Genomic DNA, 15,375 nt, shown 5'->3' with positions numbered 1-15,375 from the left:
CCAGCGACAAACGCGGTATTCCGGAACCCTCCGCCTGCATGCCGGACTGTACGGAGGCACAGCTGACAACCGACCGGCCTGGCCGAATGCAACGGCCCGCCCGGCGTCACGAATCACGCCGGACGGGCCGCTTCCCCGTTCGCCATACGACGCCGCCACGTCGTACAGCTTGATCATGGTAAGCCCCGAATCAGGTCATCTCCGGCAGCCACGCCGGGTCATCGGACGTCCGATCGAATACCCGCGCCGAGCACACGGTGATGGACGCTATTCGCCGTGCGACGCTCGCCAGAGGGTATGTTCGCGGCTGATCGCTTCCTCGGCGTCGGATACCGCGTCGGCCCAGTCGCCTTCGGTGTGGTTCTGCTCCAGAACTTCGGCGACGATGCTCAATTCGTTCGAAGCGACGGCGTAGGCGGCGGCCGCGGTGCTGTGCTGCCGGGCCGACGACCACGCGGCAAGGCCCGCGACGGCCGCCGCGAAAATGCCCGCCAGGTCGAAATTCACCGCGTTGAACGCCTTTGCCAGCGCCCCTGCGACACCCGCCACCTCGAAGACGAGCGACATCGTGCCGTAAATCTGGGATCTGCGTTGATGGTAGCCGGATTTGGTGGCATACCACCGTTGTTGTTCCCGGATGCGGTCGTCCAGGTAGACGCGGCGGCGTTCGTCGAACGAGGCGGAACGCAACTGCCGCATGCGATCGCTGATCGCCGGAGCGGTGGTCGGCCGCAGCGCGAGCGCCGAGATATCCTGGCGCAACAGCCTGATACGGTCGATCAGCATCCGATCGGCCTCGGCCGGGGACAGCGTGCCGACGAACGGCGCGCCCTGGACGGCGTACTTCCAGGTCAAGGTCTTCACCGACTCGGCGAGCGCGCGGCCTTCGTACCAGGACTTGCCGGGACGGCTGCGCAGGACTCCCACGTCGACGGCCAGGATTCCGACGAACGCCATGGCGGTCAGGATGGCCGCTATGTCGGTCCCCGACGAGCCGACCCGGACGGTGAAGGCCGCGCACGCCGCCGCCACCACCGCCAGCCAGAGCCGGGCCCCGTAGGCGCGGAGATAGAACTGCTGGCCGTACATTGCCGCCGTGTCCGCGGACTGGAAAAGCCCGGGATAATCGTCAGCGTGCTGCACAGGCCGCGCACCCCCCTCGAACCGACATGGCCGAAGGGTAGCAGTCGGGCACTGCCTCTCGAATCAATTTGCGCAGCTTGGCAATTGCCATGTGCGCGCCGAAGGTCCGGGTTCCACCCGGTGCGCCGCGTCAGCCGTGACGGACCTGCAGATCTGCCATGAGATACCGGGTCGTGGCCCGATGACCATCCGTCACGGCGATCCGGGCGGTCCGCGGGGTGGTACCGGCATTCGGTGAGCGGCTGTCCATCCGAGACCAGTGATGCAGCACCTGCGCTTTCAGGAACGCTCGATCGCTTTTGCCATCGCAGAGGAAGACGACCTCGGTGATGGGAAAGCGGTCGATCACGCGTTGCAATTCGAACCGCGTTCCGGCGTTGGCCGGGAGGTATCCGGCCAGATCCAAAACGACGTAATCGACCCGGGACAGCAGCATGTCCACTGCCGCTTGCCAGAAACTGACATGGCAGAGAATGGGACGGACCGGATAGCTGCCCGCGGGGTCGCGGACCTTCACCGCCAGATCCGTCACGCCCATCAGCCGCCTGCGCCCCGGCGGGAACGGCTCGGCCGGGTGTTTCGCAAGCTCCTCGCGCAGCATACGCGGCGAGGCCACGAACATGGTGCGGAAAGTGTTGTCCCGTCGAATCTTCCGGACTTCGTCCGGGCCGACCGACGCGGCGCTGCGCAGTAGGTGCACATACCCGAATTCCCGCCATGCGCCGCGCAGGAACTCGCGGGCCCGCGCCCGATTGTCGAACAGGCGAAGATAGACGATCTGTACCGGCTTCGCGCCGATGACGTTGGATCGCAGCGACACCTGCCGGATATCGCCCCCGCTTCGGGGCGGGGTGATGAACTTCACGGTGAGCGCTGGGATCTCCGCTGCGCGAGACCACGCCGGATCCGGGCCGAGCGGGCTGATCCGAGCGCTGTACGCAGGGTCGGTGGACCACTTCTCGACAGTTCGGCCGGCCTTCCACCGCCGCCACCGCAGGGCGACCGACACCAATAGCAGGGCGGCAACCAGTGTCACGAACCCGAGTACCGCCGGCTCCAGCTCCGGCGCGGGACGCCGCGTCCCGTCCGGCTCCTCCACCGACACACCGCCGACCAGAACTCCGACGAACAGCGCGACCGGCACGCCCACCCAGAGCAAGCGCCGCACCGTGGCCGACCGATGACTCCGGACCGCCTGCACACTGGCCATGTGCGTCTCCCGTGGCGGCACCAGCATCGCGATCTGATCGGGATCGCGATCCACGCGCCGCCGGATCGACCTCGCTCGCAATCCGCGCGACGCGTCGCCGACAGCCTCCGCACCGGCGGCGAAGGCCCCCACACCGAGCACCGCCAGCGGGAACAACACCAGCTGCCGCCACGACGACAGGTCCACCACGGGCACCCATACCGCCAGCAGTTGCGGCCCGCGAGCCCAGACCAGGACGACAGCCACCACCGCCAGCGCGAATCGGACGGCGTTGCCGGCCGCCGAGCGCAACGACGCGGATTCCTCCTCGCGCACGCGCGCGTACAACTCGTTGTCGCCGATTCCGCTGACTACCACTGGCGTACCGTCCCGCCCCTGCCGACGAACATCCACGCACCCGACATCCGCGAGCCGCCGCGCACTCCGGCTGCGTTCGTCGCCGAGCACCAGTATGTACCCGGGCCCGGGCGAGCACGTCCGTTATTCCCACACCCCGCCGTCGGACTGTTCCGCTGACGAGCCACGGTGCGCCGCCGCGCTACACGATGCGCACCGGCGCGGACTTCGGGAAGACGACCGGCAAGGCCCCCAGTGCCCGGTGGAACGGGCCCGGCCGCCATTGCAGCGCGCTCTTGGGCGTGGCCAACTGGATCTCCGGCAGCGCGTCGAGCAGCTGATCGATGGCGTTCTGCACCGTCATGTAGGCGACGGATTTCGCCGGGCAGGCATGCGGTCCCGCGCTCCACGCCAGGTGCGAGCGGTTGCCGATCCGGCTGCCGCCGGGCTCGTCGGTCCCCCGGATCTGGGGGTCGTTGTTGCAGCCTGCGAGGCTGATGACGACCGGCTGGTCGGCCGGCAGCCAGACACCGTCGACCATGATCGGTTGCCGCGGGTACGTCGTGCAGAAATTCGCCATCGGCGGGTCGTTGAACAGGACCTCGTCGAGTGCGTCGGTGGTGGACAGATTCCGGCCGAGGACGTCGCCGAAACGGAACCGGTCGTCGGTGATCATCAGCAGCAGGGCGTTCGTGATCAGGTTGCGCTGCGCCTCGAACCCGGCCCCGTAGAAACTCATGAGCTGGGCGAAGATCTCGATGTCGTCGAGTTCGGTCGAGTGATGCGCCAGCCGCGAGGTGACGTCCTCGCCGGGCTGTTGGCGCTTGAGCCGGATGAGCTGCATCAGCGCCTCTTTGAGCATCTTCATGCCCTCGGGCCCCCGCACCGTGTCGAAGCGGGCGGCCATACCGGTCGCGACCCGCTCGCCGATTTCGGCCGGGCAGCCGACCATCTGGTTGAGGACTTCGAGGACGAGCGGAAACGCATACTGGCTCACCAGATCGGCGGTGCCGGTTTGGCAGAACGAATTGATCAGCGGGACGGCGATGTGTTCGACCGTGGTCGGCACGTCGAACAAATCGATGCCGTCGATGGCGTCGACGGAGGCATGCCGATAGCGATCATGGGCCAGCCCGGTGTTGTACCGCGCGGCCGGATACCACTCCATCATCGGCCGGACTGGCGAGTCTTCCGGGATGGTCTTCTGCCACGTGCGGGGATCGGCCGGAAAATGGTCGGGGTCGCTGAGAATGCGCACCGCGGTCTGGTAGCCGATCACCAGGGTGGCCGGCACGCCGGGCGCCAGCTCGATCGGAACCAGCGAGCCGTGCTCGCGACGCATCTCGCGGTATGCGCGGTGCGGGTCGGCGACGAACTCCGTCGTGTACAGCGGCACACGCGGGGCATCCGCCTCCGTCGGGAATCCGTGCTGGACGGGGCACGCTCCGGTTCCAGTGGTATGCGGCGCGGCCATCGGGGACTGTGGTGTGGTCAAGAACGTGACTCCAGGTAATGGAACAGCTATTCGACGAACGTGATCGGTGAGCGGGTGCACGTGCCTTCCAAGACCTGTCGTCCAGAGCTTGGCGACCCGCTTACGCTAGCAACATAGCAACGCTCCGATCGTGGCGCTGACGAAGGCGGCATCGGACGCTACACGAGAGCCGGTACCGGACAACGCAATTCGCCGAATCACCGGGCGGCATCCCGGCGAAAGCGCTGGTCGACGCGGCGCGGCACGATCATCGCGAACCAGCTCGGAACCGTACTCGGCCCGCGGCGATCGCGGCAACCCGCCGATGCCGATTCGGCGTCGGCTATCGCGGGGCAGATCACTGTTCGCGGCCGTCACCGGCGCCGGCCAAGGCCACCATGGTCGCGGCCGCCTGACGTGCGGCGTCCACAGTGCATCGGCCGAGCCCGCAGGCGGTCGCGACGCCGTAGGCCGCGCGTCCGGCCGCCTGCTCGAAGAGAGCGAGCGCGCGAGCGCTGTCCTCCTCGGAGTCCGGAGAGACCACACCGGCGATCACTTTCCAGTCCGGATCGAGCGTGCGCAGCGGTGCGTAGAACCGCAGGTCCTGCGGAGCAGGCTCGGCGCCGTAGGCGCACGGGATATGCACCGGAGGTAGTGGAGTCCCCTGTTCGCGCAGCAATCGCGCGGTGCGGCCGAGCAGCTTCACCGCCGGGGCGAGAGAGCGTGGGCTCAGCAGGCTCTTGTGCTGGTAGTCGCCGTAGCACAGGTGGACGATCGCTTCCGCCCCGATTTCGTGCATCCGACCGAGAACACCGGCGAGTTGCCGCGCGACCAGCGGGGCGAGTGCCCACTGCGACCGCAACTGCTCGGCTTTGACCATGCTCAGCAGCGCGATGGGCGACTCGAGCTGCCAGACCACACGATCGCCGTACCGCTCGACGACCTCGGCCATCTCCTGGATCACCGCTTCGGTGAACACCGGCAGCTGCCGGAGCGCGTCCACCACGAGCCCGGAGCGCCGCACCGCAGGCCAAACCGGCAGCCCGCCGGACACGGCGGCGGCCGCGAAGACGAACATCGCGAGATCCAGCGGATTGGGCTGACTGATCTGAATTTTCGTCGCGGCCAGCTCCGGCCGGTCGCTCCGCAGCGACTCGAACGCCTCCATGACCCGGCCGATTCGCTCGACCCGATTCATCGAGACATGCCGGGGCTCCAGCGTGCACCCGGACCGCAGGCCGTAGCTGGGGAAATCTCCGTAGTCGGCGTACTCGCCCGCCCGGACGATCTCGAAGACGTCGGCATGCTGCTTGCGCGTGCGCAGATAGTCCATGATCCAGTCCGGATCGAGGTCACACGGCAGCGCGGTGACCGGCCGTCCCTCACTGTGGTCGGCAAACCATTGCATGACGGCACGATCACCCGTCATCAGTTCGGCAGGCAGGCTGCCGACATAATGCGCGAATCTGGTCATCTGTGGCTCTTCTGTTGTCGGGCCGCGGGATCCCGCGGCCCAGGGCATCTCCGTTACGCCGATCGGTAGCTGTGCAAGCGTACACGGACGCGCGCCGATCCCGCACCCCCTGATGTCCACCCGCTATCGAGAAGCGCGGGACTGTCGCGTGGATCCCCACTGTCCCACCGAATCTGCGAAATTTCGCCACACGCAGATGGATTCGCAGTCTACCATCGGTCTCGTCCGGAACGGTTCGCCGGGGAGGACAATCCGGCGGCGGCCGGTTCGTACCGGCGCCGTGGGTCGCGTACCGATTTGCTGTGCACCACTGATCAGAGCCGAACAAACGCAGACGGTCGACAGCGTCATCGTCGATCGTCTCGGCATCCATCTCGGGGGTGAGGGCCACGCAGGACAATCGAAATGCTCGGGTCGAGGTGGTTCCGGCCGACCGCCGGTGAAATGCGCCTTCCCGCAATCCGATCGACGATTCGAAGCGGTTTCGGCATCCGCGCGCCCTGCGGTACTCGACGTACGCCGGTTCACCCACCGGTCGGCGCGGTAGATCTGCGGTGCCTCGCCCACGCGACGGTCGCGAGAACCATCAGACAGAACGGAGTACCGCGTGGCCTTCGAATTTCTCGTGCCCGCACTCACCGCGCTGGTCGCGGTGGCCGTCTTCGTGTCCGGCGATCGCCTACATCCGAAGGCGTGGCGGCACACCGACGACGACACGGTCGGCGCGCTGGTGCTCAATCTGATCAACACGATTTTCATGGCGGTGGTCGCGTTCATCGTGGTGATCGCCTGGCAGCAGTACGACAACGCGCGCAATCACACCATCGCCGAAGCCAAGGCGCTCATCGATACCTACTGGGCCGCGCACGGCATGCCCGAGCCCGACCACGCCGGAATCCAGGGACTGGTCCGCGAGTACACCGAGCAGGTCCTCACCGAGGAATGGGCGGTCATGGCCGACGACGGCCGCCTCAGTCAATCCACTCAGGACACCCTCGACGACCTGCGAGACGCGGTGGCCGCGGTGAACTCGGCGGACGACGAGGTCGACGAACTCCGCACCAGCGCCCTCACCAGCCTCGACGCGGTGGCCCAAGCCCGAGCCGACCGTGCGCTCGACGCCGCTTACCGAGTTCCCGGCTTCCTCTACCTGGCCATGTGGATCTGCACAGTCCTGCTGTTGTCGAGCGTGGTCCTCTCCGGTGTCCAGGTCACCAAGCGCAGCGTCGTGACCACCGCGCTGCTCGGCGCGATCGTCGGCGTGGTGATCCGGGCCATCTACAACCTCGACGAGCCGTTCTCCGGCGGGAACGTGGTCCCGAAGGAAGCCTTCGAACTCGCTCTGTCCCGGTATCAGCACACCACGTGAACCTTCCGGCCGGTTTCGACTACGACGAGGCGACTGCACATGCGAAGCAACCGAGACACAACTCGAACTCCGCGACTGGCAAAGGGTTTGGCCACGGCGATACTGCCCTTGACCGTGGTGGTATTCGCGGCTCGGCCGCTGGAAGCATCGGCGGAAGCCCCGCCGTGGCTGCCGCTCGGCGATCTGGCGACCGGGAGTTCAGGGGGCGGTGCCGGTCCCGTGAGCCCCTACGCGAGCAGTGGTCCGAGCTTCGGTTCCGACTTTCTCTCGTCCGGCAGCGCCTCCGGGCTCGGGGCCGACAGTCCGACCGGTGGGGGATCTCTGGCCCTCGGCCCGATTCGACTGCCTTCCGGCAGTGCGGGCAATGTCGCGACCGGCAGCGCTGGGGCCGGCGGTGCACGCGGTGGCCTGCTCGCCACCGAGGATCAGGAACTCGGCAACCGCACCCCGCCGACGGCGGACGCCGCACCCACGCCGACCGCAATGACGGCGAGTCCGGCCGAAACGATGGAGCTCGACACGGGCAGCGTCCAGCTGGCGTGTTCCGGAAGTGCCGCAACCGGTAGCGCATTGTTGCTGCTCGGGCTCGCGACGGGCAGCGGCTTCGGCTCCCTCGGCTCCAGCTCCCTCGTGCCGGGCCTCATCGGTCCCGGGTCCAGCGGGTCGAGTCTGGGCAGCGCCGCCGTCGGCAGCGCCTTCTCCGGCAGCGCTTTGCTGACCTGCTTGTTGCTGCTTCCCACCGCCCCGTCGGTGCCCATGAGCCCCCTCCAGCTCGGGCCGCCGCCCCCCGAAGTCCGCATCGTTCCGGCTCCGGCCGATATACCCATGCGGACACAGCCGCGAGCCGAGCGCCCTTCGATTCAGCCGCCCACGCCCCCACCGAATCGCCCGCGGGGAAAGGACGTTCGAGCTGCCGAACCGCTCCACGACCCCGAAACGTGGAATCTCATGAAGCTGATGACGGTTTTAGTGGTCACGGTCATCACCGTCGTCGGCATACGCATCGCGCCCGGCGCGAGACGAGCCCGCTGAGCGCCGGGGCGCGCGGACAGCCGGTCTCTGCCACGATTACAGCACGGGGTCCGAGCTGCCGCCGGACGGGTACGGTCGCAGGCGCCGTGCGGGTGTCGGTCAGCCCAACACCCGCATGCCCGGCAACGCCCGCGACTACGTCAGCGCGGGGCCATCCGGATGGCGCCGTCGAGACGGATGGTCTCACCGTTCAGCATCGGGTTCTCCACGATGTGGCGTGCGAGCGCGGCGTATTCGGTGGGATCGCCGAGTCGCGAGGGATGCGGCACCTGTGCGCCCAGGGATGCGATGGCCTCGTCGGGCAACGTGGCGAACAGCGGGGTGTGGAACAAACCCGGCGCGATGGTCACCACACGGATCTTGATCGCCGCGAGGTCACGCGCCACCGGCAAGGTCAGGCCCACGATCCCGCCCTTGGACGCCGAGTACGCCGCTTGCCCGACCTGACCGTCGAACGCCGCCACCGACGCGGTGTTGATGATGACACCGCGCTCCTCGCCGACCGGATCGGTCTTCGCGATCCGTTCGGCGGCCAGCCGCAGGACGTTGAAGGTGCCGATCAGGTTGACGTTGATCACCTTGGTGAAGTCCGCCAGCGGGAACGCCCCGTTCTTGCCGACGGTCTTGATGGCGTTGCCGATACCGGCGCAGTTCACCGCTATCCGCAGGTCGCCCAGCTCCTGCGCGGCATCGAGCGCCGCAGTGACCTGCTCCTCGTTCGTGACGTCGGCAGCGGCGAATACCACGCCGTCACCGAGCTCTTTGGCGACGGCTTCGCCGGAGGACGAAGGCAGGTCCATGATCACGACCTTCGCTCCCTTGCCGTGCAGCTCCCGCACGGTCGCCAAACCGAGTCCCGACGCGCCACCGGTCACTGCGGCGACCGAGTTGCTGATCTCCATCCCACTCCTTTTCTCCGGGTCGTCGAACGGCGGCGCGAACCGCCGGCCGACGGTTTCCGCTGTCACCCCGGGTGCGGGGAGCCAGGCGCCGTGTCCGTTCGAGACACGGCGACAGGCTAACCGTCCCGGCAGCACTAAGTAAACAGCCATTCTCCTTCGAAAAGGCGCGGAGGTCGCCGGGCCGACGCGAACCCCCTGCAAGAGCGTGCAGCTCGGCGTGATGGCAAGCTGTCCGTTATGGCCGATATTCGCCTGGACGTCTCCGACGCCATCGCCACCGTCACCCTCGACCGCCCCGAGCAGCTCAACGCGTTCACCACAGCGATGGGGACCGAGTTGATCGAGGCCTTCGACACCTGCGACCGCGACGATCGGATCCGCGCGGTGATCCTCACGGGCGCCGGACGCGCCTTCTGTGCGGGCGCGGACCTGTCGGCGGGCGCGGATACCTTCGTCGCCGACGACCGGGACGCCGCCGAATCCTTCCGCGACAGTGGGGGCGAACTCGTTCTGCGCATGTTCGAATCCCGCAAGCCGATCATCGCCGCCGTCAACGGCCCGGCCGTCGGGGTGGGCATCACCATGACGCTCGCGGCGGACTTCCGGCTCGCCGTCGACAATGCCCGGATCGGGTTCGTCTTCAACCGGCGCGGCATCGTTCCCGAGTCCTGCTCCAGCTGGTTCCTCCCCCGGCTGGTACCGATGCAGACCGCGCTGGACTGGGTGTACTCGGGCCGTCTCGTGGACGCGGCCGAAGCGCTCGACGCGGGACTGTTCTCCGCGCTGCATCCGGCGGACACACTGCTCGACGAGGCCCGTGCGCTCGCCCGCCGCGTGACCGAACATTCCGCACCCGTCTCGGTGGCGCTGTCCCGGCAGATGCTGTGGCGCAACCTCGGATCCGAGCATCCGATGATCGCGCACCGCATCGAATCCCGCGGCATCTACCACCGCGGCGCCGCCGCCGACGCCAGGGAAGGCGTGGCGGCGTTCCTGGAGAAGCGGCCCGCCCGCTTCCCCGACAGCGTCGCGCGCGACCTTCCGGACATCTTCGGCGACGATCTCGCCGTCCCACCGTTCCGGCCCTAGATCGTCTGCGGTACAAACGGATTCGACGATTCGGTCGGCTGCGATCAGGATCCGTCGACTGTGGCGAGTGACTCCCGCGGCAGCGCGGTGATCGCCACCGGCCGTACCAAGTCGAAATCCCGCCCGCTATCCCCGCGGACGGGTCTCGCGGCTGGGAAAGCTGCTTATCGGTGCCCCGCTCCCGCGTGCTCGGTCCACGCCACGGCGCGCAGCGGGAACGAACCCATCCCGCGCACCGGCGCCGGCAGTGCGACCAGTCTGGCGCCGGTGTCCGGGACCGCGTCCAGATTCGTCATCTGCTCGATGATCGGGATTCCGGCGCCGAGCAGCGTGTGGTGACACGGCCGCGTCGGCAAGGACGTGTCATCGATGTTCAGCGAGTCGATACCCACCAGCGCCACATTCGCCGCCACCAGGGCATCCGCCACCTCACCGATCAGGAAAGGATGCCCGGGTTCCCGATACGCCGAGGAGCCCCATTTGGCCGACCACCCGGTGTGCACCAGCACCGCCTTGCCCCACAGGCCCGCGGGATCGCCGAGCACATCCGGCCCGACCGTGCGCAGTCCCGCGGCGCGGATGATCACGATCGGCACGTTGAACAGCCGTTCCACCGGCAGTTCGGCGACATCGGCTCCCCCGGCGTGGAAATGGAACGGTGCGTCGATATACGTCCCGGTCGGACCCACCATGTCCACGCGCGCGATGTCGTAGGTCATGTCCACCAGCGGAGATTGGTCACGTGCCACAGCCGTAGTGATCCGCGGTGCGGGCAGGCCCGGCTGGGTCGGCATACCGTCCGAGATCGGATGTGACAGCTCCACGATCGCTCGGCTCATGCCAGGGACGCTACCGCGCTCGCGCCGGGAGACGTTCCCTCCTCGGCGGCGCCGTGCCGGTCGAAATCGGTACCCAAATCGGTACATGCGGATCCGTCCGAAGAAGCGCAGAATGGAAACCGGAAGGTCGTCATGCGATTGCTACAGGGTCTGCTCGGCGTGGTGCTGGGAATTCTCACGGCCGTGCTCGGCACGGTACTGGGATTGCTGGCGGCCGTGCTGTGGCTGGTCGGGGCGGTGCTGTGCGTGACCATCCTCCTGCTTCCGCTGGGCCTTCCGGTCGTGAAACTCGCCCGCCGCCTGTTCACTCTCTCCCGGCAGCTGATGCGTCTGCCCTGAGGCCTCCCGCCGCCGGGTCAGTCGATCAGGTCGCGGAGGGCTTCGACGACGACACCGGGCATCTCCTCCGGAAGGAAATGACCGCATCGCACTGCGCCGGCCCGGAGATCGCGCGCCCAGCCCGACCAGACGGACCGTGGGTCGAACGGAAGGACGACCTCGCCCGGATCCTGCCAGAGCGCGGCGACCGGCATGTCCAGCCGCCGACCCGCACGACGGTCGGCTTCGTCGTGGACGTTGTCGATGTACGCGCCGGCCCGGTAGTCGGCGCAGATCGCACGGACGGCGCCGGGAACGCGGGACGCGGCGAGATACGCGGCGCGGACGTCGGCGGGGATCGCGCCGGGTATCCGGCACCAGCCGTCGAGGAAGTGTCCGAAGAACACATCGGGGTCGGCGAGGATCATGCGCTCGGCCAGCTCGGACGGTTGCGCGAGCAGGTACAGATGGAAGGCGAAGATCCCGGAGGTGCCCCGCAGTGCGGACCACATGTCCGCTGCCGGTAGCACGTCGAGTATGGCGAGATGGCTGATCGAGTCCGGGTGGTCCAGACCCGCACGGAAAGCGACCAATCCGCCCCGATCATGGCCCGCGAGCGCGAAACGCTCATGGCCGAGCGACCGCATGAGCTCGATGATGTCGGCGGCCATCGTCCGCTTGGCGTACATCGCGCCGTCCGGCTCGCCGACGGGCTTGTCGCTGTCGCCGTAGCCGCGCAGATCCGGGCAGATCACCAGATGATCCCGCGCGAGGTCGGTCGCCACGTGACGCCAGGCGAGATGGGTCTGCGGGAAGCCGTGCAGCAGCACGATCGGAGCGCCGGACCCGGCCATGGCGACGTGCAGACCGACGTCACCGACCGGCACCCGCTCGTAGGTGAAGCCGGCGATTCTGTTGCTCATCTCTCCGACGGTAGGGCACGCCACCGACAGGCCGGGAGCATCGCCCCTGGCCGAAGTCGCCGCGGTCCCGGCGAACTCGACGCTCGTAGGGCTTCCCGACGCGGGTTCGCCGGGAGCGACACCCCGGCGTCCGCGACATGGTCGGCTTCCAACTGAAGCGGCGGCACCACCTCGAGTTCGCCGTGTACGTGTGGGTGCCGCAAGCGGCATGGCGCCTGCTGCCGGACCGGCTGTTGCTGCTTCCGCTGACCTACAACCGCCTGCAATACGAGAAGCTGGTCCGCTACCACCGCAAGTACGCGCTGGACTCCTTCGCACCGCCCTCCGGCGCGGCAGGCGGCTGCCCGATCTGAACGGCCTCACCGTTCAGATCGGGCAGGAGCAGTGATAGTTGCACGAGGATTCACTATCAGATCAGGCGTGGGCGGGACGTGGTTGCGTCCCGCCCGGCGAGCTGCCATCCTCGTGTTCATGATCTCCCACGGAAAGGGCGTCCTGCGCCCGGCTCGATGAGCCCCCACGCGGCCACGTTCGTGGCCCACGCGCTATCTCTCTCCGCCCTGCACGGTCCCGGTCCTTGGCCGCGTGACGGGTATCCTCTACCGGACGAACAGTCGGACGAAGCGAGCGAAATCGTCCTTCCCAGTGTGGTATACGACGGCGTCAGCACACATCACTTCGGGACGGGCACCCACCCCGTCGCCGAACTCGCCGACCGCATCCTCGCCGACCTCGACGATCCGGCCCGCCTGCTCGAGCACTTCGCCGACCTGCGGGCGGTGGACGTCGCGGACGACCTGGTGACGGAACTGCGCTCACGCTCGTATCCCCTCGAAAAGCTCCATCGCGCAGCACGATTCGTGACCGAGAACGCCACACGGCGCGAGGTCGCCAAGCTCGGCATCGTGCTGCTGGGCACGTGTGGCGACGAGCGCGACCGCGAGCTGCTCCAGTTGCTGGGGTCGCTGGAGGAATTCGCCCTCTTCGCCGTCGTCGCGCTCATGAAAACCCAACCCGATCGGCACCGCGCGGTCTTCGAACTGGCCCAACGCCTCGACGGCTGGGGGCGCATCCACGCCGTGGAACGGCTGAAAGGCTGCACCGATCCCGACATCAAAGCGTGGTTGCTGCGGCACGGCTTCCGCAACGGGGTGATGAACGAGTATCTCGCGTGGATCTCCGCCACGACCGGCGGTCTCTACGACGCCCTGCTCGACGACCACATCGATGACGCCCTGCTCGACGGTGCGGCGGACATCCTGCGGGCCCTCGCGCTCGGCGGCCCCGCCGAGGACATGTCCGACTACGACGACGCGGTACCCGCCATGCACCGCTTCGCCGAACTGCTCGACCGGGCCGAGCCCACTCTCGGGCGGCTCGACGCGGCACTGGCTCTCGCACGGCTGACGTCCGACACCGGCTTCGACTGGCCCGACGGCGAGCCGGACCGGCTGCGCGCCAGGTACGCCTCCCTCACCACACAGCGGCGATGGCGCCATCTGGTGACCCGCGAACTCGCGACGCACGCCGTCCCGGCCGGTCCGAAGAGCCCCGGCGAGCGCCGGTCCCACGCGTTCGAGGTCGCCCTCTCCTGCGCTGGGCGGCTGGGCATGACCGCGCTACCGAATGCGTTCGCGCGCTTGCGGAGCGATCCGTACAACGCCTATGTCTGGCAGTGGGCGATGCACCATGCCGAGCGGACCGCGGTCGAGCAGGTGGTTGCTCTGGCCGAAGAACTGCTTCCGCTCGACGATCTGGCGACCGGCCCGACCGAAGCGCTCGGCCTGGGTCCCGGCTATGAGGCCGATCGGGCGCTCGAGGTCATCGTCTGGAATCTACGCGAGCATCCAGGCGCCGGGCAGACGCTACTGCGGGTCGCTCTCGGCAATCGGGTCCTCCGGTGCCGTCGGGGCGCCCTCGTCGCGCTCGGCGCCTGGCCGCCGGAAGTTCGCCCGACGCGGGCCGGCGAGTGGGTCGCGGCGGCCGCCGAGCGGGAGATCGACCCGGAGCTCCGCCGGGACATGCTGGCGTTCCCGGAGACGTGAACCACAGGCGCGGTGGGTGATCGGAGTTGCCCACCGCGCTCGGCTCCCCGCAAGCGATGGGCTGCGCCGAATCCGGCGACCCGGGCGGCGCACGACCCTTCGGCCCAGAACTTCCTCACCGCCCGCAGATCAACTGGCCTGTCACCGTATCGGACCCATACCGTCGCAGTTCGAAGGCGATGACTTGCCAACGGCGACGGCGCAATACAGCTTCTGGCTGTCACGATCGGAGACATGCTGTCGATTCGCGCGCTCGCGGCCAGATGCAGCGGTCCCGGCGGGGACGATGGCGGCGATGCGCCGATTTCGGAGGCTGCACAGCAGGTAGCGTGTGCCGGTATGGCGACCCCGTTGGCGTATACGGCCACCTACTCCCATTCGGCCGACGCGCTCCGTGCGGCGCTGGCCGACGCACAGTACTGGAAAGACCGCGTCGAGAAGGTCGGCGGGGCCGACGCGCGGCTCGTCGAGTTCGACGCGGCCGAGGACCGGCTGCAGGTGCGGATGGTGCAGACCATCCCGGCGGCGCAGTTGCCCGGCGCGGTCACCGCGGTGCGACCCGAAGGTCTGGTCATCACCCGCACCGAGACCTACACCCACGAGGGCGGCAGTTTCGACGCGCGCGTGGAGGGCGTGCCCGCCAAGGTGACCGGCAGCGTCCGGCTCACCGAGAGCGACAACGCGGCGGTAGCGGTCGTCGAGGCCACGGCCGAGGTCGGCATCCCCCTGTTCGGCAGAAAGATCGAGGCCGCCGTCGTGGCCCGGCTCGTCGAGATGCTCGCCGTGGAAGCGGAATACACGGACGCTTGGATCGCCGGGCACTGAACCCCGGCAAGGGCTCCGTGGCATTCGGTCGAGAGCGTTGGCCTCTACGGTCGATCGGCGAGCGCGCTACCGATCGTGTCCCATGATTTGTGCAAGTCGTCCTGCCAGTACCCCCAGGAGTGGGTTCCGGTCGGACGCAGTTCGAATGTCGCCGGGACGCCCAGATCTCGCAGCCGATCCCGGAGTTGACGCGTGCACAGATCGGTGACGGCTTCCATCGGAGCGCCGATGATCAACTGGTAGGCCAGCTGTATCCCGGATCCGTGCGCGCCGTCGAGGGTGTCGTGTGGTCCGGGTGCGCCGGTGCCGGTGGAGACGTAGATGGCGGTACCCCGCAGCTTGTCGGCGTGTAGGTAGGGGTCGTTGGCCGCCCACGCCGGGTCCGTCGGCGGTCCC

General features: G+C 68.2%; 15 protein-coding genes. 7 read left to right on the top strand and 8 right to left on the bottom strand.

From position 1 onward, the window contains the following. Window positions 1–267: 267 nt before the first annotated feature. The 4 genes from GVY64_RS33370 to GVY64_RS33355 all read right to left on the bottom strand — a co-directional run bounded on the left by GVY64_RS33370 (window position 268) and on the right by GVY64_RS33355 (window position 5,637). On the bottom strand, window positions 268–1,143 hold the full coding sequence (locus tag GVY64_RS33370) for a DUF4231 domain-containing protein (protein WP_159850149.1): 876 nt from the start codon (window positions 1,141–1,143) through the stop codon (window positions 268–270). A 130-nt stretch (window positions 1,144–1,273) separates the two neighbouring features. Further along, a complete protein-coding gene (locus GVY64_RS33365; RefSeq protein WP_159850147.1) occupies window positions 1,274–2,710 on the bottom strand; it encodes a hypothetical protein in 1,437 nt (478 codons plus the stop codon). Between the two features lie 181 nt (window positions 2,711–2,891). Next, window positions 2,892–4,163: a cytochrome P450 gene (locus GVY64_RS33360; RefSeq protein ID WP_159850185.1), complete on the bottom strand. Its 1,272-nt coding sequence runs from the start codon at window positions 4,161–4,163 to the stop codon at window positions 2,892–2,894. Between the two features lie 358 nt (window positions 4,164–4,521). Then, window positions 4,522–5,637 (bottom strand): hypothetical protein, encoded by a 1,116-nt coding sequence (locus tag GVY64_RS33355; RefSeq protein WP_159850145.1) that lies wholly within the window; start codon window positions 5,635–5,637, stop codon window positions 4,522–4,524. A gap of 607 nt (window positions 5,638–6,244) precedes the next feature. Here GVY64_RS33355 and GVY64_RS33350 point away from each other — a divergent pair. Further along, window positions 6,245–7,006: a bestrophin-like domain gene (locus GVY64_RS33350; protein WP_159850143.1), complete on the top strand. Its 762-nt coding sequence runs from the start codon at window positions 6,245–6,247 to the stop codon at window positions 7,004–7,006. 108 nt (window positions 7,007–7,114) lie between these two features. Next, a complete protein-coding gene (locus GVY64_RS38245) occupies window positions 7,115–8,038 on the top strand; it encodes a hypothetical protein (RefSeq protein WP_236567449.1) in 924 nt (307 codons plus the stop codon). Between the two features lie 140 nt (window positions 8,039–8,178). Here the strand turns inward: GVY64_RS38245 and GVY64_RS33340 are convergent, their stop codons facing one another. Beyond that, on the bottom strand, window positions 8,179–8,940 hold the full coding sequence (locus GVY64_RS33340) for a 3-hydroxyacyl-CoA dehydrogenase (RefSeq protein ID WP_159850139.1): 762 nt from the start codon (window positions 8,938–8,940) through the stop codon (window positions 8,179–8,181). 237 nt (window positions 8,941–9,177) lie between these two features. Here GVY64_RS33340 and GVY64_RS33335 point away from each other — a divergent pair, with 237 nt between their 5' ends. Next, window positions 9,178–10,029 (top strand): crotonase/enoyl-CoA hydratase family protein, encoded by an 852-nt coding sequence (locus tag GVY64_RS33335; RefSeq protein WP_159850137.1) that lies wholly within the window; start codon window positions 9,178–9,180, stop codon window positions 10,027–10,029. 164 nt (window positions 10,030–10,193) lie between these two features. Here the strand turns inward: GVY64_RS33335 and GVY64_RS33330 are convergent, their stop codons facing one another. Further along, window positions 10,194–10,868, bottom strand: coding sequence for a cyclase family protein (locus tag GVY64_RS33330; protein ID WP_201298272.1), 675 nt, complete (start codon window positions 10,866–10,868; stop codon window positions 10,194–10,196). A gap of 132 nt (window positions 10,869–11,000) precedes the next feature. Here GVY64_RS33330 and GVY64_RS33325 point away from each other — a divergent pair, with 132 nt between their 5' ends. Continuing rightward, window positions 11,001–11,207, top strand: coding sequence for a hypothetical protein (locus tag GVY64_RS33325; RefSeq protein WP_159850133.1), 207 nt, complete (start codon window positions 11,001–11,003; stop codon window positions 11,205–11,207). A 17-nt stretch (window positions 11,208–11,224) separates the two neighbouring features. Here the strand turns inward: GVY64_RS33325 and GVY64_RS33320 are convergent, their stop codons facing one another. Then, entirely contained in the window at window positions 11,225–12,109 is an 885-nt protein-coding gene (locus GVY64_RS33320) for an alpha/beta fold hydrolase (protein WP_159850131.1), read from the bottom strand. A gap of 137 nt (window positions 12,110–12,246) precedes the next feature. Between GVY64_RS33320 and GVY64_RS33315 the strand changes: the two genes are divergently transcribed. From GVY64_RS33315 to GVY64_RS33305, 3 genes are all read left to right on the top strand, one after another. Next, window positions 12,247–12,462, top strand: a complete 216-nt coding sequence (locus GVY64_RS33315) for a hypothetical protein (RefSeq protein WP_442939662.1) — start codon at window positions 12,247–12,249, stop codon at window positions 12,460–12,462. 156 nt (window positions 12,463–12,618) lie between these two features. Then, window positions 12,619–14,154 (top strand): hypothetical protein, encoded by a 1,536-nt coding sequence (locus tag GVY64_RS33310; protein WP_159850129.1) that lies wholly within the window; start codon window positions 12,619–12,621, stop codon window positions 14,152–14,154. A 339-nt stretch (window positions 14,155–14,493) separates the two neighbouring features. After that, window positions 14,494–14,979 (top strand): DUF2505 domain-containing protein, encoded by a 486-nt coding sequence (locus tag GVY64_RS33305; protein WP_159850127.1) that lies wholly within the window; start codon window positions 14,494–14,496, stop codon window positions 14,977–14,979. A gap of 44 nt (window positions 14,980–15,023) precedes the next feature. On the opposite strand, the gene GVY64_RS33300 is transcribed toward GVY64_RS33305, so the two are convergent. Continuing rightward, the coding region (locus GVY64_RS33300) for an alpha/beta hydrolase-fold protein (RefSeq protein ID WP_268895695.1) at window positions 15,024–15,375 on the bottom strand (352 nt) is incomplete at its 5' end.

The sequence above is a fragment of the Nocardia sp. CY41 genome (assembly GCF_009829325.1).
Taxonomy (GTDB): domain Bacteria; phylum Actinomycetota; class Actinomycetes; order Mycobacteriales; family Mycobacteriaceae; genus Nocardia.
This window is presented reverse-complemented; position numbering and strand designations above follow the sequence as displayed.